Here is a 22268-nt window from a genome sequence, read left to right on the forward strand (position 1 = left end):
GATCAACGGCTCAGGAGGCAGGCCATGATCCATTCAGCTGATATCCGCGAGTGGCGCAACCGCAGCGTCGTCGACCCGAAGGGCCACAAGATCGGCGTACTCGAAGCGGTCTACGTCGACACCACCACCGACGAACCGGCCATGGCCACGGTCCGCACCGGACTCCCCACCCGCCACAAGCTGGCCTTCGTACCCCTCGAAGAGGCGACCCTCGGGCCGGACTACGTCAAGGTCTCCTACACCAAGGCACTGGTGAAGAAGGCGCCCTCGGTCGGCATGGACGACATCCTGCCCGCCGAGTCAGAGGAAGCGATCTTCCAGCACTACGACATGCCCTACCAGGCAGGCGCAGGCGGCGAGCGGCAACTCGCGCGCCGCTGATCGCCCGCGCTCAGCCCCCCAAGGGAGACGTACCCGCCATGGCCCTTTTGCTGTTTCTCGTTCTGGTCGCCGTCGTGCTGGGAATCATCGGAGTGGTCGCAGAAGGGTTGGGCTACTTGTTGATCATCGGCATCGCGGTCCTTGTGGCTGCGCTGGTCCTCATGGCCGTCCGCTGGTCCCAGCGAACCGGTCGCCGCCCCCTCCGATAGCGAGCGACACCCTGCACTCCGTGGAAGCCCAGCCGCTGGGAGCCGTTTGGGAGCCGACCCGCTCTCCGATCCCTCCCAACACCACCGCTTGCGGCCCTGTCCACGACCGGCAGAACGTCGTTACGATCACTGGCCATGGACTGGCTCGAACGCACCGCGAAGTTGAGGCAGTGGACCAGAAGCGGGACGCGCGCGCCGCACAAACCTCTCCTGCTCATATACGCCCTTGCCCGGTTCCAGGAGGACGCTGACAGCGAGCTGCGGTACAGCGCGGTGGAGGAGGACCTGCAGCAGCTGCTGACCGAGTACGGCCCTCCCAACAAGACGACGCCGGCCTACCCGTTCCACCACCTGGTCAGCGACGGCGTATGGGAAGTGCATACCGACAGTGGTCCCGGCAGTCCAGGAAGTGGCCTGCGGGAGCTCCGGGAGTCGGGTGCCACCGGACGACTCGCGCCGGAACTCAGAGCGGCTCTGCGGCGCGAACCGCAACTGCTGCACCGAATAGCGCGGTCGCTGCTCGACCTGCACTTCGCTCCCTCGCTCCACAGCGAGTTGTGCGAAACCGTCGGCCTGGACTTGAAGCCGGCGGAGACCGACCAGCTCTCCGTCGCCCGGAGGCAGCGAGACCGGCGGATGCGCGAGCTGGTGCTGACCGCGTACGAGTACCAGTGCGCCTTCTGCGGCTATGACGGCCGGATCGGCGCGGTGCCGGTCGGGCTGGAGGCCGCTCACGTGCGGTGGTGGGCGTTCGACGGCCCCGACGACGTCGACAACGGACTGTGCCTGTGCTCCCTGCACCACAAGCTCTTCGACAAGGGCGTCCTCGGCGTCGACGACGGCCACCGCATCCTGGTCTCCCAACGCTTCGTCGGCCACAGCCCCGCCTCCCGCGAGCACGTCATAGCACTCGCGGGCCGTCCCCTGGTGGGCCCACAGCCAGGCGCACGCCCTGTCGCGGCCGACCACCTCGCCTGGCACACCAGCCAGGTCTTCCACGGCACACCCCGCCCCGCCACCGCCCCCTGACGGGCTGTCGACGAACCTGGCTCTTCGGTCCCACCGACAGCACGACCGCACAGGTCAGGACTGGGCATCGCAACGGTCGCCGGGCCCGGAGTCGGCAGCCCCCGGGCCCGGCGAAGGGGGCTACTCGAACGGCACGTTTATGCAGGCCAGGCGGGCCCCGGCCGTTCCGGCGTGGCCCTCGTGCGTCGAGGTGGCCATCTCGTGCAGCACTACCGAGCGGGCGCCACCCTCGCGGAACCGCCAGTCGACGATGGCTATGGAGCGGTCCGAGCCGTCCTTGTTGGTGGTCAGATCCAGCCACACCTCATTGCGCGGGTTGGCGAAGTCGGGGTCCACCGAAGGCTGCACCGGGTCCACCCTGTTCTGGTAGTGCGGCCCGGAGTCCGCGGGCAGCGCGCCACACGGCTTGGTGTGCACATGGGCGCCGTAGACGCGGTTCGGGACCAGGTCCCTCAGCCGCAGTTCGATCCGCGTACCACCGTTGCGGCGCAGCTCCTCCTTGACCTGGACCCGGCCGGACACCGGTACCAACTCGCTGTTGTAGGTCACCGCTTCCGCCTTGGGCGCGGTGCTCGCCGGGGAGAACGCCGTCTTGACGACGACCTTGCGCACCGGAGGCTTGGCGCCCCTCGACTCGGTGGCCCCAGCGGTCGCCATCACGCCGACGCCTAAGGCAACGGCACCGACGCCGGCCACGACGGCCAGGAGGCCCTTGTGTTGGGTGGTGAGCTTGTGCTTGGACATGGCAATGCTCCAGTGGGTGGCGAGATTTGTCGGCAGCCGTGGTCGAGGAGAGCTGTCCGGACTGTCCGGCTGTCCGACCTGTCGGAGTCATCCGTGGGCATCCGCGGATCGACCAGGCCGGAACCATGGTGACCTCCGTGGTGCTTGTGGTGGTGGTCTTGGAGGGCTGCGTCAGCGTTCGGTAAGAACTCGCCCCGCTTCACCGGCCCCCGCGGCACCGGTGGTCCTCACCGGGCCGCTACGAGCAGTGGTCATCGATGGAGCCGGTGATCACCGCGCGGAACGACCGCACCGCTCGGTGAGCGGCCACCAGCACGCGCCCATGCGAGGTGCGCGATCGTGAAGGCGATCCTCCACCGGGGCCTGACCGGCTCGGTGGGCCTACCTCCCGCTCGAACTGCGACGAAGAGCACGACGTCGCGCCAAGGGCATTACGAGACCTTCGCGATGGCGCCCGCCCCCTGGAGGGTGAAGTTGTCGAACGCGATCCGGCTCTCGACGATCTTCCCGTCGACCGCCCACCGGCCCGGCCAGGGCGCGGGTGACCTCCAGGCCGTCCGGCTGCGGCATGCGGATGTCGACGAGGCACACGTCCGGGCGCAGTCGGCGGGCGAGCTCGACGCAGGCGGCGCCGTCGGCGGCCTCGCCAACGGCCTCCAGGTCGGGCTGGTGCCCAGGATCAACCGGAAGCCGGTGCGGACCATCTCCCGGTCGTCGGCGATCAGTACCCGCGTCCGTGGGCGTTCCGGTCACTGCCGCCGCTCATACCGGTGATCCTTCCACAGCCCCCAGGACGGGGGAGGCGGCACTCACGCACCAGCCGCCGTCCGCTGTCCGGCCGCTGGTCAGCGCCCCCTTCCACGGCCTCCACGCGTTCGCGCAGCCCGACGAGGCCGAAGCCGCCCCGGCCGCCGGTCGGCGCGGTGGCGCGCACGGTCGGGGCGGTGTTGCGGGTCTCCACCCGCAGGTGACCTCGGGGATCGAACTCCAGGCGGACGGCGACGTCCGCACCGTGGGCGTGGCGCCGTACGTTCGTCAGCGCCTCCTGCACCACGCGGTGCACGGTCGTCTCCACCTCGGGCGCCAGCCGCACCCCGCGCACCTCGGGCGCGACGTCCAGCGCCGCTTCGGTGCCGTTTCCGTGGGCGAGGGCACCGAACAGCCCGGCTTGCGTGCGCCGCCAAGCAGGGCATGGACGTGGCTCGGTCGGGCGGCAAGGAGACCGCGCCGGAACAGGGCAGGGTCGTCGCCGTCTCCGGGCACACGTTGCGCCCCGGCACCGGATCAGGACACGACAGGCCCCCAACCGACCAGCCCCTCCAGCCCACCAGCCCCCAGCCGACCAGCCCCCCTCAGCCCTCCTCCCCCACCGCCTTCTTCGGCAGCATGATCAGCCGAGCCACCACAAACGTCACCGGCACCGCCGCCAGCGAGGCGATCAGCGGAGCGAGGCGGTTCCCGGCGTGCAGGATGTCGACGATCACGTACACGCCCGCCGTGGTGACCACGAAGCTCGTGGCGTTCGTCAGGGGAAAGAGAAGAAACTTCCGCCACGTCGGGCGGGTTCGGTAGGTGAAGTACGTGTTGAGGAAGAAGGATCCCGTCATGCTCAGGGCCGTCGCGACGACATGTGCGGCCAGGTACGGCAGGTGGGGCAGGAACAGGAGATAGAAGCCGTAGTACGTCCCGGTGTTGATGACACCGATCACGGCGAAGGTCAGGACCTGCCCCGTGATCGGACCCGCCTCCGCAGGGCGCGTAGTCGCTGGCGTGCTCATCAGGGAATGAGGTCCTTCGTCCTGCCGCCCGTACTGCCGCCCGTCCTGCGTTCCGGCGTTCCTTTCACATTCGTCGCCTTCACCAGGAAGTGCGGGCGGCCCTTCACCTCGTAGTAGATCCGGCCCGTGTACTCACCGATGATCCCCAGCATGATCATCTGCATGCCGGCCGCCGCCGTGACGGCGGTGATGATCGTGACGTAGCCGGGCGTGTCCACGCCGTTGACCAGTGCGGCGATCACGATCCACGCCGTGTACAGGCCCGTGCAGAGCAGCAGCCCCATGCCGAGGTAGAGGGCCGCCCGCAGCGGTCTGTTGTTGAACGAGATCAGGCCGTCCAGGCCGTAGTTGAGCAGGCCCCGCAGCGTCCAGGAGCTGCGGCCGTGCTCGCGTACGGCGTTCTCGTACTCGAAGGTCGTGCTCGGAAAGCCCACCCACGCGAACAGGCCCTTGGAGAAGCGGTTGTACTCCGTGAGGTCCAGGACCGCGTCCACCACCCGGCGGGACAGCAGGCGGAAGTCGCCCACGCCGTCCATCAGTTCCACGTCCACGAGACGGTTGACGAGGCGGTAGTAGAGGCGTGCCGTCAGTGTGCGGAGCATCCCGTCGCCGGTTCGCGTGCGCTTCGCGATGACCTGGTCGTGGCCCTCTTCGTGCAGGCCCACCATGCGGCGGATCAGTTCCGGCGGGTGCTGGAGGTCCGCGTCCATGATGATCACGGCGTCTCCGGAGGCGTGGCGCAGGCCGGCGAGGAGGGCCGCCTCCTTGCCGAAGTTGCGGCTGAAGGAGACATAGCGCACGCGCGCGTCCAGTTCGGCCAGGTGCTTCAGCAGAAGCAGCGTACGGTCGCGGCTGCCGTCGTCGACGTACACGAACTCCATGTCATGGCCCAGTGGAAGGAGTTCCTCCGCGACCTTCTGGACCGTCTCGTGGAAGCGTTCGATGACGTCTTCCTCGTTGAAACAGGGCGCGACGATCGATATCAGCATGGTTTCCCCCAGGTCTTCGGCGGGCGCGGGTGGCCGGTCACGCGCCCGCGCGCTCGGGTAATGGAGTCGTCGGTCGGGGTGGTGCGGGAACGTGGGGCGGGGTACGTCGCCGCAGGCGGCGGTCCCGTACGGCGGTCAGGGCGGCCAGCGCGAACAGGGTCAGCAGCGACGCCCCGCCGACCGCCGCGCCCAGCCGCAGACCGGGTGGATGGAACGTGCAGGTGAGGGTCGCGGCGGAGCCGTTCAGGGGTACGGCGATCAGGCCGTAGTACTGCTGCGCGGGTACGGCCGGAGCGTCCCCCGTCGCGCAGCGCCACCCGGCGATCCGGGGGGCGGCGACCACGGCCGTTCCCCTGCTGCCGGGCGGGAGTTCGGCGCGGATCTCGCCGCCGTCGGAGACCGTCACCCTGGTGGCGCCGGTGGCCGTGAGCTGTTCGGCTGCCGTGCGCAGGCGCGCGGTGTCCAGGCAGCCGACCGCGCCGTCGGGGACGACGCCCTCGCGGTCGGGGGACAGTTCGACGCGGAGGCGGCCGGACGCCGGGACCGTGCCGAGTCGCTGCAGGGCGGCGATCTTGGTGACGGGGTGGTCCGCTCGGAAGCGGCCCGTCAGGCCGTCGGCCGTGTCGCCGGTGAGGCGCGCGGTGCCCGAGAAGTGCGGCGCCCACAGGTAGACCTCGTCACCCGCGGGGCAGTGGGCCGTGATCGTCGGCCGGTTCCCTTCGGCAGCGCCGCGGGCGGATATGAGGACGCCCGGCCGGTCGTCCGCGCTGCGCCGCGGCAGGGCGCCGTCCGCCGTGCGCACGGTGATGCGCGGGACGGTGTAGACGCGGGTGCCCAGCATGAGTTCCTGGTTGCGGTACGGCGACGGGCCGAAGTCGGCGACCGTCCCGCGCGCGTCCGGCGGCCGTACCGTGACCAGCGGCGGAACCTCCTGCCGGGACACGCTCAGCGTGCCGCCCTCGTGCCGGAACCACCTCTGGTGCGGGTCCGGCGGTGAGTGCACCCGTGCGCCGACGGAGAAGAGCACGTCCGTGACGGCGTTGTCGAGGCTCTGGACGTTGCGGCCGCGCGAGGTCCAGCCGTCGCCGAGGGCGGTGAGGGTGCGGCTGAGGACGTCGGAGGTGAGGCTGCTGTAGTACTGGGCGCCCTGCCCGCCGACCATCAGCGGGTCGTTGCCGACGGTCTGCTCCCGGCCCGGGTCGGTGCGGTACCGGGGCCAGCCGTCGGCCTGCGCGATCGCCTCCGCCTGCCGTTCCTGCCGCGCTCCCCAGGGCGCGTAGTCGTCCATGTGCCCGAGGCGCAGCCGACTGGCCACGGCGGACGTCGCGGTGGCCTCGCCGAGCTGCGTACCGACGAGCAGCGTCGCGGCCAGGGCGGGCAGCACGACACGGCCCCGGGCGCTCAGGCGAGGCCCCCGGGCCCGCCGGACGGCGAGCAGCGCCAGCCCGGCCACCGCCCCCGCCACGGCCGTGAAGAACACCGGCCAGGCGAACGGCCGTATCAGATAACTCCCGCTCGCCACGATCGCGATGAGCGCCAGCAGCCCGCCCGCGGCACTCAGCGCCCGCCATCCGGGCACCCCGTACGCCAGCGCATGCCACGCCGCGATGACCAGCAGCGCGCACAGCACGAACGTCTGCCGGTACGCACTGCCCTGCGGCGTCGCGAAGGCGTGCCACAGCAGATGCGTAGGGCCCCACTGCAGCGACAGTGCGACGGCGGCCACCAGCAGCGTCCAGCCGTGGCGCACCCGCCGGGGCACCGCCCGGTGGAAGGGCAGGGCGAGGGCCAGCAGCAGCGCGGTGGTGCCGACGTACACGGCCGGGGAGCCGAAGCCGTACGTCGCCGGCAGCAGCCGCGCCAGCACGTCCTCCGTCGGCACCGGCACGAAGTCCCGGACGCGGCCGGGATAGGCGTGCGTGGTGCCGAAGTACACGACCGTCACCAGCGGCGCGGCCAGCCCCACTCCGAGGCCGACGGTCAGCACCGCGCGGCCCGCCGCGCGGAGCTTGTGCCGCAGCGTGCCGTCGGTGAGCGACAGCCGCAGCAGCAGCACCAGACCGGCGGCGAGGGTGGCCATGTACGCCGTGTAGAAGTTGGCGATCCAGGCGACCGCCACGATCAGCACACCGAGCACCTGACGCAACCGGCGGCCCCGCTCCCGCTCCTGGCCCCCGCCCCGCAGCGTCCACTCGCCGACCAGGCACAGCAGCGGCAGGGCGAGGAGGCCGTCGAGCCACATCGTGTTGTACGAGGCGCTCGCCAGCGTCCAGCCGCACAGGGCGTACGACGCGCCGAGCAGGCCCGCCGCCCACCAGCGGCCGGGGCGCAGGGTGAGCAGCAGCCAGGCCATCGCGGCGGCGGCCGACGCCACCTTGAGCACGGTGATGACGTACACCGCGAGGTCGATCTCGTCCCGTGGGAACACCGCGACCAGCAGGGCGAACGGGCTGCTGACGTACGTGCCGAGGTCGGGCAGGAAGCTGGAGCCGTAGCCGGACTGCCAGTTGACGAGGAGTCCGCCGTCGGCCCTGCCGTGCAGCAGGTCCCAGAGGTGGGCGTGGAACGGGACGTACTGGTTGCCGAGGTCGTTGACGTTCCGGGTGCGGGGGCCGAAGGGGTAGGTGCGGGCGACGGCGTCGGCGGCGCAGAACGCGGTGATGGTGAGGACCGCGGCGAGCAGGGCGGCGGCCGGCCTGGGCCGGAGGGCGCCGAGGGCGGCCGCGAGCCTCGGCCCGGGGCCGTTCGGGGTCGTCGGTTTCACACCCTGTCCCTGTCCTTTGAGGAATGGGAACGCACGGCATTTCGCCGGTGTGCGGCCGAAAGCGCGTTCTCGTTCGCCGACTTAGATGGCCGCCGGTTCCGATTGGTTGTGCCCTGGACGGAATTACCGGGCGAGAAACCGAATACGTAGGAAGGCATTCCGGTTCTGGACCACATTCCGGCGAAATTGGTTATCGCCAGGTGAACCAAAGGCGTCATTCCAGCAACGCAAGCCGCCCCGGAGGCGTTCTCCCGGAGCGGCTTGGGTAGGAGCCGGACATGATCTTGAGCAACGTCGTTCGGCACCGGTCCCTCCCCACGTGGAGACCGGTGCCGAACGACGCGCGCAGGGGGACTCGGGCTCACCGGTCGAGACCGATGCGCCCGTCCGGGTCGCGATCCTGCCATCCGGTGCTCGTGACGAGGAGGTTCCGGCGTTCGAACGACCGCTAATCCGCAGGTCAGACGTATAAAGTGGGTTTTCCGGTCCGGATGTCCAGGTGCGGCGGAAGTAAGGGGTGGAGACCTTGGGTTCGGACTCAGGGGCACGCACGGCCTTCGCGGAACGCCTCGCACTGCTGTACAAGGAGGCCGGCAACCCTCCCCTCAAGAGCGTGTCCGAGGCCGTCGTACGACTGAGGCGGGTGGACGAACGGGGGCGTCCCGTACGGGTCTCCGCGCAGCGGATCAGCGACTGGCGCCGCGCCAAGAACGTACCGGCTCACTTCACCGCGCTCGCGGCCGTGCTGCACGTCCTCATCCCCCAGGCCCGGCGGGCCCGGCCCGTGCCGGTGTCCGCCGGGCTGTACGACATGGGCCAGTGGCAGCGTCTGTGGGAGCGTGCGGTCGCCGATCCGATCGGCGACCGGGCGGCGGACCCGGAAGAGGAGGAACGGCCTCCGGCCGAGGGCGGCCCGGCCGTTCCGGGCGGGGTGTGCCCGTATCGGGGGCTGTCCTCCTATCGCCGGCAGGACGCGCGGTGGTTCTTCGGGCGGGAGCGCAGTACGGACGCCCTGGTCGCCCAACTGCGGGCGGCGGAGCGGACGGGCGGGCTGGTCATGCTCGTCGGGGCCTCCGGGGCGGGGAAGTCCTCGCTGCTGAACGCCGGTCTGGTGCCCGCCCTGCGCGGCGCTCAGGGCCGGGAGGTGGTGCAACTGGTGCCGGGGGCCGACCCACTGGCGGAGCTGACCCGCCGTATCCCCGAACTGGCGCCGGTCGTCACGGAGGTGGAGCCCGGCACCCCCGAGTTCGCGGACGCCGTACGGGAGGCCGTCAGGGCGTGGGCGCGGGGCGGGAGGCGGCCGGTCGTCATCGTCGACCAGTTCGAGGAGGCCTTCACCCTCTGCGCCGACGAGGCCGACCGGCGTACGTTCATCCAGCTGCTGCACGCCGCGGCCTCCCCCGCCGGTCCCGACGCACCGGCCCCCCTGCTCGTCGTCCTCGGGATCCGCGCCGACTTCTACGAGCAGTGCCTGGGATATCCGGAGCTGGCCGACGCCCTGCAGCACCGGCACATGGTGCTCGGGCCGCTCACCACCGCGGAGCTGCGCGAGGCGGTGACCGGCCCCGCCAAGGCCGTGGGGCTGGAGCTGGAACCGGGGCTGGCGGAGCTGATCGTCCGGGAGGTGAGCTCCGACGGACCGCGCGGGGCGCACGACGCGGGCGTGCTGCCGCTGCTGTCGCACGCCCTGCTCGCCACCTGGCAGCGGCGCAAGGGGGGCAGGCTGACGCTGGCCGGGTACCGCGCGGCGGGCGGCATCCAGGGGGCGGTGGCGGCGACCGCCGAACGGGCCTGGTCCAGGCTGGACCCGGCGGCGCGGACGGCCGCGCGGCTGCTGCTGCTCCGGCTGGTCCGGCTGGGCGAGGACACCCAGGCGACCCGGCGCCGGGGCACGCGGCGGCAGCTGGCGCAGGAGTCGGCGGACCCGGGCAAGACGGAGGAGTCCCTCGAAGAGCTGGTGCGCGCCCGGCTGGTGACGCTCGACGCGGAGACCGTGGAGATCACCCACGAGGCGCTGCTGCACGCCTGGCCCCGGCTGCGCGACTGGATCGACGAGGACCGCGGCGGCAACCTGCTGCGCCAGCGGCTGGAGGAGGACAGCCGGGCCTGGGAGGCGACGGGCCGCGACACGTCCCTGCTGTACCGGGGTTCCCGGCTGGAACAGGCGCACACCTGGGCGCGGTCCGCCGGTGACACCTTCCTGACCCGCAGCGCGGCCGACTTCCTGGCCGCCTCGGTCCGGCTGCGCCGGCGCACGGTGTGGATCAGCCGGAGCGCGGTGGCGGCACTGGTCGTGCTGGCGGTGCTGGCGGCCGGGTCGGCGGTGGTCGCCTGGCAGCAGCGGGACGACGCGGTGTTCGAGCAGGTGCTCGCCGAGGCGGACCGCGTCCAGTACTCGGACCCGTCGCTGTCCGCCCAGCTCGACCTGGTCGCCCACCGCCTGCGTCCCGACGACGAGGGCACGAACAACCGGCTGGTGTCGATCGTCAACGCCCCGCTGGCCACCCCGCTGCTCGGCCACACCGGCGCCGTCTACCTCACGACGTTCAGCCCGGACGGGGATCTCCTGGCCACCGCCAGCTACGACCGCACGGTCCGCCTGTGGGACGTGGCGGACCCGCGGCGCCCCAAGCCCCTCGGCAAGCCCCTCACCGCACACACCAGCTGGGTGAGCACCGCCGTCTTCAGCCCGGACGGCACGACCCTCGCCAGCGCCTCGGACGACGGCACGGTCCGGCTGTGGGACGTCCGGGACCCCCGTCACCCCCGCCCGCTCGGCGCGCCGCTGACCGGCGGTGACGGCACGATCTACCTGCTGGTCTTCAGCCCGGACGGCCGTACGCTCGCCGCCGCCACCGAGGACCGTGTGGTACGGCTGTGGAACGTGGCCGACCCGGCCCGGCCGACCCGGCTCGGCGCGCTCACCGGCCACACCGCCGCCGTACGCTCGGTCGCCTTCAGCCCCGACGGGCGGACCCTGGCGTCGGGCGGCGACGACTCCACGGTCCGGCTGTGGGACATGGGCGACCCGCGTCACCCCGAGCCCCTCGGCGGCCCGCTGAGCGGCCACCGGGCCCTGATCCACTCCGTCGCCTTCAGCCCCGACGGCCGCACCCTCGCCAGCGGCAGCGCCGACGACACCGTCCAGCTCTGGGACGTGACCGACGTACGGGAGCCGGACCCGCTCGGCCGGCCGCTCACCGGGCACACCGGGCCCGTCTGGTCGGTGGCCTTCAGCCCCAACGGCAAGCTGCTCGCCGTCGCCAGCGCGGACAGCACGGCGAGCCTGTGGAACGTCAGCAACCCGGCGTTCCCGTCCCAGGTCGGCGAGCCGCTCGCGGGCAGCAGTGGCGAGATGTACGCCCTCGGCTTCAGCCCCGACGGCCGTACGCTGGCCACCGGCACCGGCGACAACAAGGTCCGGCTGTGGTCGTTACCGACGTCGGACATGGTCGGCCGGATCGGGGCGTTCCGCCCGGACGGGCGGGTGCTCGCCACGGCCGCGCGCGACCAGCGGATCCGGTTGTGGGACGTCCGGGTGCCCAGGCGGCCGCTGCTGCTGAGCAGGCCGTTCCTGCCCGCCGAAGGTGACGTCCGTGCGGTGGTGTTCTCACCCGACGGGCGCACCCTCGCGGTGCTGACCGGCAGCCGCGCGGTGCAGCTGTGGAACGTCACCGATCTGTCCCGGCCGGTCGCCTACGGCCCGCCCATGGAACTGCGCACCCGCTACGCCGGCCCCGACGCGCTGGCGTACAGCCCGGACGGGCACACCCTGGCCACCGCCTACGACGACCGCACGATCCAGCTGTGGAACGTCGACGACCCGTCGCGCCCCCGCCGACTGGGCGCACCACTCACCGGCCACACCGGCTATGTCCTCGCCCTGGTCTTCAGTCCCGACGGCCGCACCCTGGCCAGCGGCAGCGCCGACACCACGATCCGCCTGTGGAACGTGTCCGACCCGCGTCACGCCACCCGGCTCGGCGCCCCGCTCCGCGGCCACCGCGGCCCCGTCAACGCGCTCGCCTACAGCCCCGAGGGCCACACCCTCGCCAGCGGCAGCGACGACAACACGGTCGGGCTCTGGGGGGTCGCCGACCCGCTCAAGGCGTCCCGGCTCGGCCCCCACCTCACCGGCCACACCGAGGCGGTCGTGTCCCTGACGTTCCGCCGGGACGGTCACACGCTGGCCAGCGGCGGCAACGACGACACGGTCCGCCTCTGGGACGTCAGCCGTCCGTCCACCGCCGAGCCCATCGGGCAGTCGCTCAGCCCCAACGCCAAGACCGGCAACTTCCTCTCCTTCAGCCCCAACAGCCGCCTGCTCGGGGTGTCGAGCGGCGCCGGGACGGTACGGCTGTGGGACCTGAACGTCGACGAGGCGGTGCGCCATATCTGTTCGACCACCCGGGGTGTGCTGACGCCGGAGAAATGGCACGAGTATCTGCCGCGGTTGTCCTACGAGCCGCCCTGTCGAGAGTGATCCGCGTCACAGCACCCTGACGCACCTCATCAGTCGGGTCCCGCGCCGCCATCCACCTTGTTAGGCTTGGCCACAGCCCGATCGCTGGTGCATCCCCCGTCGCCAGCGATCGGGCCTTTTGCGTTCACCGGCACCCCCGATGAAAGGGCGAGACATTCTTCGACGGGCGACACGGGTGGACGTATTGCGGTGCGATCGCGCTCCCATTTGACAAAGTCTCCCTCTCTATTTCCCCGCAGCCGAGCCCGGTCGGCAAGACCTCTTTAGGAGTCGTAGGCTGACTCATATGCCGAAGGCGTACGAAGTGATCGCGGACGACATTCGCCGATCCATCCGCGAGGGCGAACGCGGGCCCGGCGACCGGCTGCCGCCCGAGACGGAGCTGGCCCGGCGGTACCGGCGCAGTGTGCCGACGGTCCAGAACGCGCTGCGGCTGCTGAGCGAGGAGGGCCTGATCCACAAACGGCACGGCCTCGGCACCTTCGTCCGCCGCCCCCGCGTGCTCGCCGTCCGCGACAGCGGACGGCACCAGTGGGAGAAGGACCGCGCCCGCCGGCCGTTGTCCGAGCGGGCCGCGACCGGGGCGACGGAACACGACACCGGCCTCGAACTCCAGGACCTGGTCTTCCACGCGCGATACCGCGAGATCAGGGCGCCCAGGGAGCTGGCGGAGGCGTTCGGCGTCCCCGAGGGCACGGTCCTGCTGGAGCGCGGGTACCGGACCAGGTGCGCGACGGAGACCGCCCCCTTCAGCCTCGTGACGTCCTGCCTGGTCCGCGACATGATCGCCGCGAACCCCGCCCTCCTGGACGAGGCCAACGAGCCCTGGCCCGGCGGCACCCAGCACCAGCTCCACACCGTCGGCATCGAGGTGGACCGCATCGAGGAACGCCTCACCGCCCGCCCGCCGGCCCCGGAGGAGGCCGCGGAACTGGAGCTTCCGCCGGGCACCTCGGTGATCCTGCTGCACAAGACGTCGTACGACGTCGACGGCCGCGTGGTGGACGTCACCGACGTCACACTGCCGGGCGACCGCACCGAACTGGTCTTCACCACATGCCTGGAAAGGTGGTGAGCGCTGCCGTGACCCGGCACGTCACCGTCGTCACCGCCGTGCACCCGCCGTCGGCCCGCTTTCTGCCCGACGCCTACACGTCGCTGCGCGAGCAGCGGCTTCCCCAGGGCTGGGAGTGGCGGTGGGTGATCCAGGAGGACGGGGAGTCGGAGGACGTCCGCCCGTATGTGCCCGACGACGTGCGGGTGACGTTCCGTCAGGGTCGGCGCGGGGGGCCGGGGGTGGCGCGTACGATCGCGCTGGCGCACGCGGAGGGCGAGTACCTGAAGGTCCTGGACGCCGACGACCAGCTGACACCGGGTGTGCTGGCCCGCGATCTGGCGGTGCTGACGGCCGAGCCGGGCGTGGGGTGGGTGACGTCCCGGGTGCTGGATCTGCTGCCGGACGGCTCGACGGCCGGTTTCCCGGGCGATCCGCAGGACGGGCCGATCGAGCGGGGCGCGGTGCTCGACCATTGGAAGGCGAACGGCTTCCGCGCCCAGGTCCACCCGGCCTCGCTCTGCGTACGACGCGATCTGCTGGTGGCGCTCGGCGGCTGGATGGCGCTGCCCGCGTCCGAGGACACGGGGCTGCTGCTGGCGCTGAACTCCGTGAGCCGGGGCTGGTTCTCGGCGGAGGTGGGGCTCCTTTACCGCAAGTGGGAGGGCCAGGTGACGGGCCAGGCCTCACACGTCGATCCCGGCGAGCGGGAGGCACGGACGGCGGTGGTGGAGGCGCGGGCGCGGGCGCTGGCGGAGTTGGGCTGGCGGTATCCGGCGGGTGGGGACTCGTAGGCCCTGTCGTGTGGATCAGGTCGGCTGAGAGAGGCTGCGCCCTTCACTGCGCCCCGCCGATGTCCTGGGCGAAGGTGATGACGTTCCCGGCCGGGTCGGTGACGGCGGCGACGCGGAAGCCGCCGGGGGTGTCCTGGACGACCCCCAGGTCCAGCCCTCGGTCCGCGGCGAGCCGGACCTCGGCGGCGACGTCGTCGACGGCCAGCGTCACCATGGCGGCGCCCGCGCGGTGGGGTTCGCGCAGCAGCTGGATCGCGCCGCCTCGGATGACCTCCCATTCCGCCAGGCCCTCCATGGGGTCGCGGTCGGCCGGGCGGCCCCAGAGGCGTTCGTACCAGGTGCGTGCCGCCTCGAAGTCGGCGACGGGCATGACGGCGTAGACGGTGTTGATGGCCACGATGGGAACCCCTTTCATCCGCTTTCGCACCTTACTGAGTGCTCGTCGGATGTCCTCGGAGGTCAGGGGAGCGCCTCGGCGTCCGTGCGCGAAAAGACCAGGTCGCTCTCCCCGACGACCGGCCCCCGCCACCGCAGGGGCACCCGGCGGGGACCGCTGAGCGCGGGCGGATAGCTCGCGGGGGCGTAGTCGTTGACCAGCCGGTAGACGTGAAAGCCCGCCCCGGACATGGTCGCCAGCAACTCCTCCACACGGTCGCCGAGTGTGGCCATGCGCTCGGGCGTCACCTCCACGGTGATCTCGGCATCGGGCCGCAACCGGCCCAGCACGGGCGCGAGCCCCCGCACGGCGCTCCCCTCCGCCCCCTCCACGTCTATCTTGATCACCCGGGCGTTCTCCATCTCGCCCGGCTCCAGCAGGTCGGGGAGCGGAGCCGCCTCGACCTCGAAGACGGCCTCGGCCGGGCCGTCGTAGGGGACGATGCTGTTCGCGCCCATGTTGCGCGAACTGGCGAGCGTGAAGGTGAGCCTTCCGCGGCTGTCGGACACGGCGGCGTGGACGGCTCGGACGGTGCGGCAGCCGTTGAGCCGGGCGTGCCGCTCCAGCCGCCGGTGCAGGTCGGGGGACGCCTCGACGGCCACGACCCGGCCCGCGTCCCCGACGAGTTGCGAGGCCAGGACGCTGAAGACGCCGATGTTGGCGCCGACGTCGACGAAGCCGTCACCGGGCCTGAGGCGGCTGGAGAGCCAGCCGGTCAGATGGGGCTCCCAGACGCCGAAGAGGTAGAGGTAGCGCTGGATCAGGTCCTGGGTGTCGACCGCGAAACGGGCGCCCGACCGGGTCTCGACGACCCGCCTGCGGGGGTGGTCCCGCAGGTACGGGTTGAGCAGGCGCGCGGCGAGGGCCGCCTTGCCGAGGCTGCCGGGGGCGTGCCGTACGTACCGGCTGCCGAGGGTGACCAGGGCTTCCGTGGCCGCTGTGCGGGGATGCCTCACCGGTCCGCGCGCCCGGCGTCATTCGGCGACCGTGATGGCCTGGGACGGGCACCCCTCGACCGCTTCCCGGACCTGGGGGTCGTCTGCGGCATCCTCCCGTCCCGGCCTGACCGCGCCGAATCCGTCCACCACCGTGAAGACGGACGGAACCCGGTACGCGCAGTCGCCGGAGCCGTAGCAGCGCTCGGGGTCAACGGAGAGCTTCATCCCCACTCCAGTCGCCTTGAGCCCGTGGGACAACGGGCCGATCGGAACCGAGACCTACGTCCCTTTCCCTGCCCGTCGGGCGCTTCACCCAACCGGTGGCGCTTCCCCGGCGGCGCGTGTGAGCCAGTGGGCGACCCTGCGGACGGTGGTCTCGTCGAGCTGGTCGACGACCGCCTCGACGGCCGCCTGGTCGTCCGGGGCGAGGTCGTACAGCCCGGCACGGTTCAGCGCGGCGACGAGCACCTGGTGGCGGCGGTCGGTCATGCGTTCGGCGAGCTTGGTGGGCTGGGCGGGGGCGCCGGTGGGTGGCTCGGGTGCGGTGGCGGGGGCGGCCCCAACAGCGGCGGCGCCATCCATCCGCTGCCAACCGCCGTCCTTCGGCCCCCACAGCGTCACGGCCGGATCCTCGCCGCGGGCCCGCAGGGTCTGGGTCATCTCACCGAGGGCGTACAGCACGGGCACCCGGTACGACGACTCCGCGCCGACCCGCCAGGACGCGGAGGACGGCTCGTAGAACATCGCGACCCAGCGTGGCGTGCCGGGCGGCTGCGGGCTCTGGGGACGTGACGGCACGGGACATCATCCCTTCGGGAAGCGGCGGGCCGGACGACGGTATCTGACAGTACGTCAGATAACCAGGGCAGGCGCCTCAAACATTGAGCCGCCTGCCGTGCAGGGGACGCTCAGCTGTTCCAGCTCTCGTCGTACGGATCGCTCGGCGCCTCGACCGGCCTGGCGGCGGTCACCTCGATGAACGGGATGGGCCCGGCGTTGACCGGGTCCCGCGTCCGGCGCGGGGTGTACGTGCCGGTGACCTCCAGCCAGGTGTCCGGCTGGAGCACCGGCGGCACGCCGCCCGTCAGGCCGACCTTGACCGGCCGGCCGTCGGCGGCACAGCAGCTGAGGGCGATGCGGACCAGGTAGGCGTTTCCCGCCCGGTCCAGCGCGACGAAGCCCGTGATCCTGACCTCGCGGTCGCGCAGCGTGCGCCCATGGTCGTACGCCGCCCGGGCCGCGTAGTCGGCCAGGCCGAGGCGGACGGGGTCACCGGCGGGCAGCGGCGAGTAGGCCGGGGGCTCCTGAACGGCCGTACCGGCGCGCATCGCGCTGTAGGAGCCGAGCGCCGGTGGGGCGATGAGCACGAGCGCCAGGACGGGCAGCAACAGCAGCCAGGAGACGCGGGGTTCGTGGTGGTGACCGGACGCCGGGGACCGGCGCTCGTACCACACCGTCGCCACCGCCGCCGCGACCAGCACCACCCCCGCCACCAGCAGCAACGGCCGCAGCCCCGGCTTGACGTAGCGCAGGGACAGGTCGGTGGCGCCCGCGTGCAGCAGGGAGGCGCCGAGCAGGCACAGCACCGCCGCCTGCGCGTGCCGGTTCACAGCAGCACCGCCCCGGTCAGGGCGGACACGCCGACCGCGACGGCGAAGGTCACCGGTGCGAAGCGGAGGGCGAAGCCGCGGCCGAACGTGCCCGCCTGCATCGCGAACAGCTTCAGGTCGACCACCGGGCCCACCACCAGGAACGCCAGCCGGGCCGTCGGCGAGAACTGCGTCAGCGACGCCGCCACGAAGGCGTCCGCCTCCGAGCAGATCGACAGCAGCACCGCCAGTACGGCGAGGGCGAGCACCGCCACCACCGGGTTGTCCGCCGCCGCCCGCAGCCACTGCTCGGGCACCACCGCCTTCAGCGTCGCGGCCGCCATCGCGCCGATCACCAGGAACCCGCCCGCGTGCATCACGTCGTGCCGCACCGAACCCCAGAACACCGCTCCCCTGCCCTGCCCCACGGACGACGGACGAGCGGGCGGACGCAGCCAGTCGGCGCGGCCGAGCCGCTGCCACAGCCAGCCCATCGCGCACGCCACGGCCAGGCTCGCGACGAAACGGGCCAGGACCATCTCGGGTTGGCCCGGGAACGCGACCGCCGTCGCCGTCAGCACGATCGGGTTGATCGCGGGCGCGGCGAGCAGGAACGCCAGCGCGGCCGCCGGAGTGACTCCCCGGCGCATCAGCGCCCCCGCCACCGGCACCGACGCGCACTCGCAGCCGGGGACCACCGCTCCGGCCAGCCCCGCGACCGGTACCGCCGCGGCGGGCCGGGTCGGCAGCGCCCGGGCGAAGACGGACGCCGGTACCAACACGGCGACGGCCGCCGACAGCAGCACCCCGAGCACCAGGAACGGCAGCGCCTGCACGACCACCGCGACGAACACCGTCGTCCAGCTCTGCATCACCGGCGCGGACAGCGCGCGGCGGATCGGGGCCTGGGCGAGCAGCAGCAGGAGCAGGGTGACGGTGAGGACCAGGGGGGAGCTGAGGTGCCAGCCGTCGTCCTTCTCACGGGAGGGAGGTGGCGGCGGGGGCGGTGACGTGGGGACGGTGACGGCCACGGGCGGAGTCCTCCGTTGCGCGGGGTGCCTCCCCTTCGATACGGCCGATCCGGAACAGACGTTCAATCAACTGCTGGAACTGTGCTTCTGATTGGGGCAGTCTTTCCCCTCGTGGCGAGCGTTCCGAATCAGGGCCGGCCGGGCGACGCGCCCGCACACATGGTGGTGTGCGGCGACGACGGGCTCGCGCACCGGCTCGCGGCCGAACTCAGGGGCGTGTACGAGGAGCAGGTGACCCTCGTCGTGCCGCCCTCCGAGCGCCGGGTGCGCCGGCCGGTGGTCGGCCGGGCCCGGGCCGCGTCGGCGGCGCTGCTGGACCGGATGGTGAACGCGGCGGGCCGGGCGGCGGGCAACGGCTTCCTGGTGAACGGCGAGAGCGTCGGCACCGTGCGGCTCGTGGAGGCCGCCGAGCCGACCGAGGCCGTGCTCGCCGACGCGGGCGTGGACCGTGCGACCGCGCTGGCCCTCGTGTACGACGACGACGAGACCAACATCCGCGCCGCCCTCACCGCCCGCCGCCTCAACCCCACGCTGCGGATCGTGCTGCGCCTGTACAACCGGCGGCTGGGCCAGCACATCGAGGAACTCCTCGACCAGGCGGCCGCGTTGGCGACCGGCGACCCGTACGGGACGAGCAGCGGCTTCGACGCCTCCACGACCGTGCTGTCCGACGCCGACACCGCCGCGCCCGCGCTGGCCGCGACCGCCGTCGTCGGCACCAGCAAGGTCGTCCAGACCGACGGGCTGCTGCTGCGCGCCGTGGAGCGGACGCCCCCGGCGCCGGGTCAGGTCGCCGGTCCGGGGCTGTGCACGCTGGCGCTGCTGTCGGCGACCAGCAGCGATCCGGCCGGTGCCGACGGGTCGGAGGGCAGCGGGGAGGGCGGGCCCCGGCTGCTGCCGGACGCGGAGGAGGTCGCGGCGGCCACCGGGCGGGGGACGGTCGTCCTGGAACAGGTGTCGTACGCCGGTTCACCCCGGTCCGGCGGACGCGCGGTCGGTGTCGTACCGCCGATCGCGTCCCTGTTCTCCCGGCGGCTGCGCTGGTCGCTCGCCGGTCTGGTGGGTGCCGTGGTGGCGCTGGCGATCGCGCTGACCGTCGTCACCGGCGACCATCCGCTGCACGCCACCTATCTCACGCTGCTCGACATCCTCGGCATCGACGACCCGGCGATCGGCGCCTCCGTGGGCCGGCAGGTCCTCCAACTCCTCTCCGCCGTCGTCGGGTTACTGCTGCTGCCGGTGCTGCTGGCCGCCGTGCTGGAGGCCCTCGGCACGTTCCGGAGCGTGTCCGCGCTGCGCCGGCCGCCGCGCGGGCTCAGCGGGCATGTCGTGCTGCTCGGCCTCGGCAAGATCGGCACGCGTGTGCTGACCCGGCTGCGCGAACTGGACATCCCCGTGGTGTGCGTCGAGGCCGACCCCGAGGCGCGGGGCATGGCGACGGCCCGGCGGCTGCGGGTGCCGGTGGTGCTCGGGGACGTCACGCAGGAGGGTGTCCTGGAGGCCGCCAAGATCCACCGCGCGAGCACGCTGCTCGCGCTGACCAGCGTCGACACGACCAACCTGGAGGCCGTCCTCTACGCCCGCTCGGTCCGGCCCGACCTGCGGGTCGTACTCCGCCTCTACGACGACGACTTCGCCGCCGCCGTCTACCGCACCCTGCGCGCCGCGCACCCCCGGGCGCTCACCCGCAGCCGCAGCGTCACGCATCTCGCGGCGCCCTCGTTCGCCGGGGCGATGATGGGGCGGCAGGTGCTGGGGGCGATCCCCGTCGAGCGGCGGGTGCTGTTGTTCGCGGCCGTGGAGGTGCGGGGCATCCGGCAGTTGGAGGGGAAGACGGTGGCCGAGGCGTTCCGCGCCGGTTCCTGGCGGGTGCTGGCCCTGGACACGGCGGCCCCGGGGGAACGCCGGCCGGACCTGGCGGCGAGCCCGGCGCCCGCGGGCCGGGGCGCGACCGCACCGCCCTCGGACCTGGTGTGGGACCTCCCGCCCACCTACGTACTGCGCGCCGAGGACCGGGTGGTGCTGGCGGCAACCCGACGCGGCCTCGCGGAACTACTGGGCCGGAGGCGACGGGAGCGGGCGGGAACGTGACACACCCGGGGGCTGCACGCCGCCAAAGGGGCGCGGGGAACTGCGCGACGGCCCACGACGCCCCGCAGCCCCGCAGCCCCCACACAGAGCAACCAGTGAGGCCGGTCAGTTCCCCCTGCTGCCCCTGCCCTTGAGGTGCCGCTCCGCGAAGTCCAGTTCCAGCCGCACCTGCTTGATCCGCTCGTCGACGACCAGGGAGCCGTGCCCCGCGTCGTAGCGGTAGACCTCGTGGACCGCGCCGCGCGCCTGAAGGCGCTTGACGTAGTTCTCGATCTGGCGGATCGGGCAGCGCGGGTCGTTGACGCCCGCGGAGATGTACACCGGCGCCTTGACCTGGTCGACGTATGTCAGCGGGGACGACGCCTCGAAGCGCTCCGGGACCTCCTCCGGGGTGCCGCCGAGCAGCGTGCGGTCCATGGCCTTCAGGGCTTCCATCTCGTCGTGGTACGCGGTGACGTAGTCGGCCACCGGGACCGCGGCGATGCCCAGCGTCCACGCGTCGGGCTGGGTGCCGAGGCCGAGGAGCGTGAGGTAGCCGCCCCAGGAACCGCCGGTCAGGATCAGCCGGTCCGGGTCCGCCAGCCCCGAGCCGATCGCCCACTCGCGGACCGCCGCGATGTCCTCCAGCTCGATCAGGCCGACCCGGTGCTTCAGCGCGTCCGTCCAGGCCCGGCCGTAGCCCGTGGAGCCTCGGTAGTTGACCCGGACCACCGCGTACCCGTGGTCGACCCAGGCCGCCGGGCCCGCCGCGAACGAGTCGCTGTCGTGCCAGGTCGGGCCGCCGTGGATGTCGAAGACGGTCGGCAGCGGACCGGTGGCCCCCACCGGCTTCTGCACCAGCGCGTGGATACGCCCCCCGGGCCCCTCCACCCACACGTCCTCCACCGGCACCGAGCCCGGCGACTTCAGGCCCGGAGGGTCGAGCACCACGCCACCCGCCGTCGAGCGCACGGACGACGGCTCGGCCGCCGACGACCACAGGTACTCCACGCTGCCGTCCGGCCGGGCCGTCGCCCCCGACACCGTGCCGGTCGGGGTCGGGACCTTCACCAGCTCGCGCGTGCGCAGGTCGTAGCGGAACAGCTCCCCGCGCGCCTCGTAGCTGTGCCCGATCAGCAGCCCCGAGCCGTCCGGATACCACTCGGCGCTCACATCACCCGGCAGCTCCAGCGCCAGGTCCGTCTCCTCCCCCGTGGCGACGTCCCACACCAGCGGCTCCCAGCGGCCGCGCCGCTGGTGCCCGATCAGCAGCCGCGTGTCCCCGTGGACCGGCGCGAAGCCGAGCACCTCCAGGCCCAGCTCCACCGTGCCGCCCTTGGTGTCGTCGAGCTCCGCGACCGGCGTGCCGTCGGGGCGCAGCACGCGCAGCGCCGAGTGCATGGCGTCGCCGTGCTCGGTGTGCTCGACGGCGATCAGCGAGCCGTCGTGGGACAGATCGCCGACGCCCGCCGACTCACGGTGGCGGTAGATCTCCACCGGCGCCTCGCCCGCGCGCGCGAGATGGATCGTCGTACCGTCCTCGTCGGTGGACCGCCCCACCACCGCCGTACGCCCGTCCCGCCCGAGCGCGAGGCCCGCCGGATACGACGGATCCAGCCCCGGCACGGCGAGCTCGTCCTCGCCTCCCGTGAAGGGCTGCCGCCGCCACACGCCGAACTCGTCGCCGTCCTTGTCGTCGAACCACCAGATCCACTCGCCGTCCGGGGAGAGCACACCGTCCGTCGTGCCGTTCGGCCGGTTCGTCACCTGGCGCTGCTCGCCCGTCGCGCGATCCCAGGCGTACAGCTCGTACGTCCCCGTCGCGTTCGACACGAACAAGGAGCGGTCGGGGGCGTCCTCCGCCCAGTCGGGCAGTGACACCCGAGGCGCCCGGAAGCGCTTCTCCCAGTCCGGCATGTCCTCGCGCCGCTCGGGCGAGGGGGACCCGTTGCTCTCAGTCATGACCCCATACTGCCCGC

General features: G+C 72.5%; 19 protein-coding genes and 1 pseudogene. 7 read left to right on the forward strand and 13 right to left on the reverse strand.

What is annotated here, in order from left to right; genetic code table 11:
• Positions 1-24 precede the first annotated feature (24 nt).
• From KWI83_RS10610 to KWI83_RS10620, 3 genes are all read left to right on the forward strand, one after another.
• The gene (locus tag KWI83_RS10610; protein WP_218514053.1) at positions 25-381 is read left to right on the forward strand and encodes a PRC-barrel domain-containing protein; all 357 of its coding nucleotides are present in this window, start codon (positions 25-27) and stop codon (positions 379-381) included.
• A 38-nt stretch (positions 382-419) separates the two neighbouring features.
• On the forward strand, positions 420-590 hold the full coding sequence (locus KWI83_RS10615) for a hypothetical protein (RefSeq protein WP_218514054.1): 171 nt from the start codon (positions 420-422) through the stop codon (positions 588-590).
• Positions 591-725: 135 nt separating this feature from the next.
• Positions 726-1619, forward strand: a complete 894-nt coding sequence (locus tag KWI83_RS10620) for a phosphorothioated DNA-binding restriction endonuclease (protein WP_218514055.1) — start codon at positions 726-728, stop codon at positions 1617-1619.
• Between the two features lie 120 nt (positions 1620-1739).
• Here KWI83_RS10620 and KWI83_RS10625 read toward each other — a convergent pair whose 3' ends face one another.
• The 6 genes and pseudogenes from KWI83_RS10625 to KWI83_RS10650 form a co-directional block, all read right to left on the reverse strand.
• The gene (locus tag KWI83_RS10625; RefSeq protein WP_218514056.1) at positions 1740-2363 is read right to left on the reverse strand and encodes a superoxide dismutase family protein; all 624 of its coding nucleotides are present in this window, start codon (positions 2361-2363) and stop codon (positions 1740-1742) included.
• Positions 2364-2885: 522 nt separating this feature from the next.
• Positions 2886-3067 (reverse strand): annotated as a pseudogene (locus tag KWI83_RS10630) (response regulator transcription factor); the annotation flags it as partial.
• A 17-nt stretch (positions 3068-3084) separates the two neighbouring features.
• On the reverse strand, positions 3085-3456 hold the full coding sequence (locus KWI83_RS10635; protein ID WP_256362054.1) for an ATP-binding protein: 372 nt from the start codon (positions 3454-3456) through the stop codon (positions 3085-3087).
• A gap of 259 nt (positions 3457-3715) precedes the next feature.
• Positions 3716-4141, reverse strand: coding sequence for a GtrA family protein (locus KWI83_RS10640; RefSeq protein WP_218514057.1), 426 nt, complete (start codon positions 4139-4141; stop codon positions 3716-3718).
• Positions 4141-5130 carry a glycosyltransferase family 2 protein gene (locus KWI83_RS10645; RefSeq protein ID WP_218514058.1) on the reverse strand — a complete coding sequence of 330 codons (990 nt, stop codon included), beginning with the start codon at positions 5128-5130 and terminating at the stop codon, positions 4141-4143. Before KWI83_RS10645 ends, KWI83_RS10640 begins: the two co-directional genes overlap by 1 nt.
• A gap of 37 nt (positions 5131-5167) precedes the next feature.
• The gene (locus KWI83_RS10650) at positions 5168-7894 is read right to left on the reverse strand and encodes a YfhO family protein (protein ID WP_218514059.1); all 2727 of its coding nucleotides are present in this window, start codon (positions 7892-7894) and stop codon (positions 5168-5170) included.
• A gap of 517 nt (positions 7895-8411) precedes the next feature.
• Here KWI83_RS10650 and KWI83_RS10655 point away from each other — a divergent pair.
• The 3 genes from KWI83_RS10655 (at position 8412) to KWI83_RS10665 (ending at position 14225) form a co-directional block, all read left to right on the forward strand.
• Entirely contained in the window at positions 8412-12377 is a 3966-nt protein-coding gene (locus KWI83_RS10655) for an AAA family ATPase (protein WP_218514060.1), read from the forward strand.
• Between the two features lie 286 nt (positions 12378-12663).
• Positions 12664-13452 (forward strand): GntR family transcriptional regulator, encoded by a 789-nt coding sequence (locus KWI83_RS10660; RefSeq protein WP_218514061.1) that lies wholly within the window; start codon positions 12664-12666, stop codon positions 13450-13452.
• Positions 13434-14225 (forward strand): glycosyltransferase, encoded by a 792-nt coding sequence (locus tag KWI83_RS10665; RefSeq protein ID WP_218514062.1) that lies wholly within the window; start codon positions 13434-13436, stop codon positions 14223-14225. Before KWI83_RS10660 ends, KWI83_RS10665 begins: the two co-directional genes overlap by 19 nt.
• A 43-nt stretch (positions 14226-14268) precedes the next feature.
• On the opposite strand, the gene KWI83_RS10670 is transcribed toward KWI83_RS10665, so the two are convergent.
• From KWI83_RS10670 to KWI83_RS10695, 6 genes are all read right to left on the reverse strand, one after another.
• A complete protein-coding gene (locus KWI83_RS10670) occupies positions 14269-14640 on the reverse strand; it encodes a VOC family protein (RefSeq protein WP_218514063.1) in 372 nt (123 codons plus the stop codon).
• Between the two features lie 44 nt (positions 14641-14684).
• Positions 14685-15617 (reverse strand): FkbM family methyltransferase, encoded by a 933-nt coding sequence (locus tag KWI83_RS10675; RefSeq protein ID WP_308122019.1) that lies wholly within the window; start codon positions 15615-15617, stop codon positions 14685-14687.
• A gap of 18 nt (positions 15618-15635) precedes the next feature.
• Positions 15636-15824, reverse strand: coding sequence for a ferredoxin (locus KWI83_RS10680; protein ID WP_218514064.1), 189 nt, complete (start codon positions 15822-15824; stop codon positions 15636-15638).
• Between the two features lie 84 nt (positions 15825-15908).
• Positions 15909-16397, reverse strand: a complete 489-nt coding sequence (locus tag KWI83_RS10685; protein WP_218514065.1) for a hypothetical protein — start codon at positions 16395-16397, stop codon at positions 15909-15911.
• Between the two features lie 110 nt (positions 16398-16507).
• Entirely contained in the window at positions 16508-17209 is a 702-nt protein-coding gene (locus tag KWI83_RS10690) for a TIGR03943 family protein (protein ID WP_218514066.1), read from the reverse strand.
• A complete protein-coding gene (locus tag KWI83_RS10695) occupies positions 17206-18219 on the reverse strand; it encodes a permease (RefSeq protein ID WP_218514067.1) in 1014 nt (337 codons plus the stop codon). Before KWI83_RS10695 ends, KWI83_RS10690 begins: the two co-directional genes overlap by 4 nt.
• A 159-nt stretch (positions 18220-18378) precedes the next feature.
• Here KWI83_RS10695 and KWI83_RS10700 point away from each other — a divergent pair, with 159 nt between their 5' ends.
• Positions 18379-20310: an NAD-binding protein gene (locus tag KWI83_RS10700; protein ID WP_218514199.1), complete on the forward strand. Its 1932-nt coding sequence runs from the start codon at positions 18379-18381 to the stop codon at positions 20308-20310.
• 105 nt (positions 20311-20415) lie between these two features.
• On the opposite strand, the gene KWI83_RS10705 is transcribed toward KWI83_RS10700, so the two are convergent.
• Positions 20416-22251, reverse strand: a complete 1836-nt coding sequence (locus KWI83_RS10705; RefSeq protein ID WP_218514068.1) for a prolyl oligopeptidase family serine peptidase — start codon at positions 22249-22251, stop codon at positions 20416-20418.
• Positions 22252-22268: the final 17 nt, after the last annotated feature.

Source organism: Streptomyces sp. TRM70350 (assembly GCF_019219825.1).
In the GTDB taxonomy this organism is placed as follows: domain Bacteria; phylum Actinomycetota; class Actinomycetes; order Streptomycetales; family Streptomycetaceae; genus Streptomyces.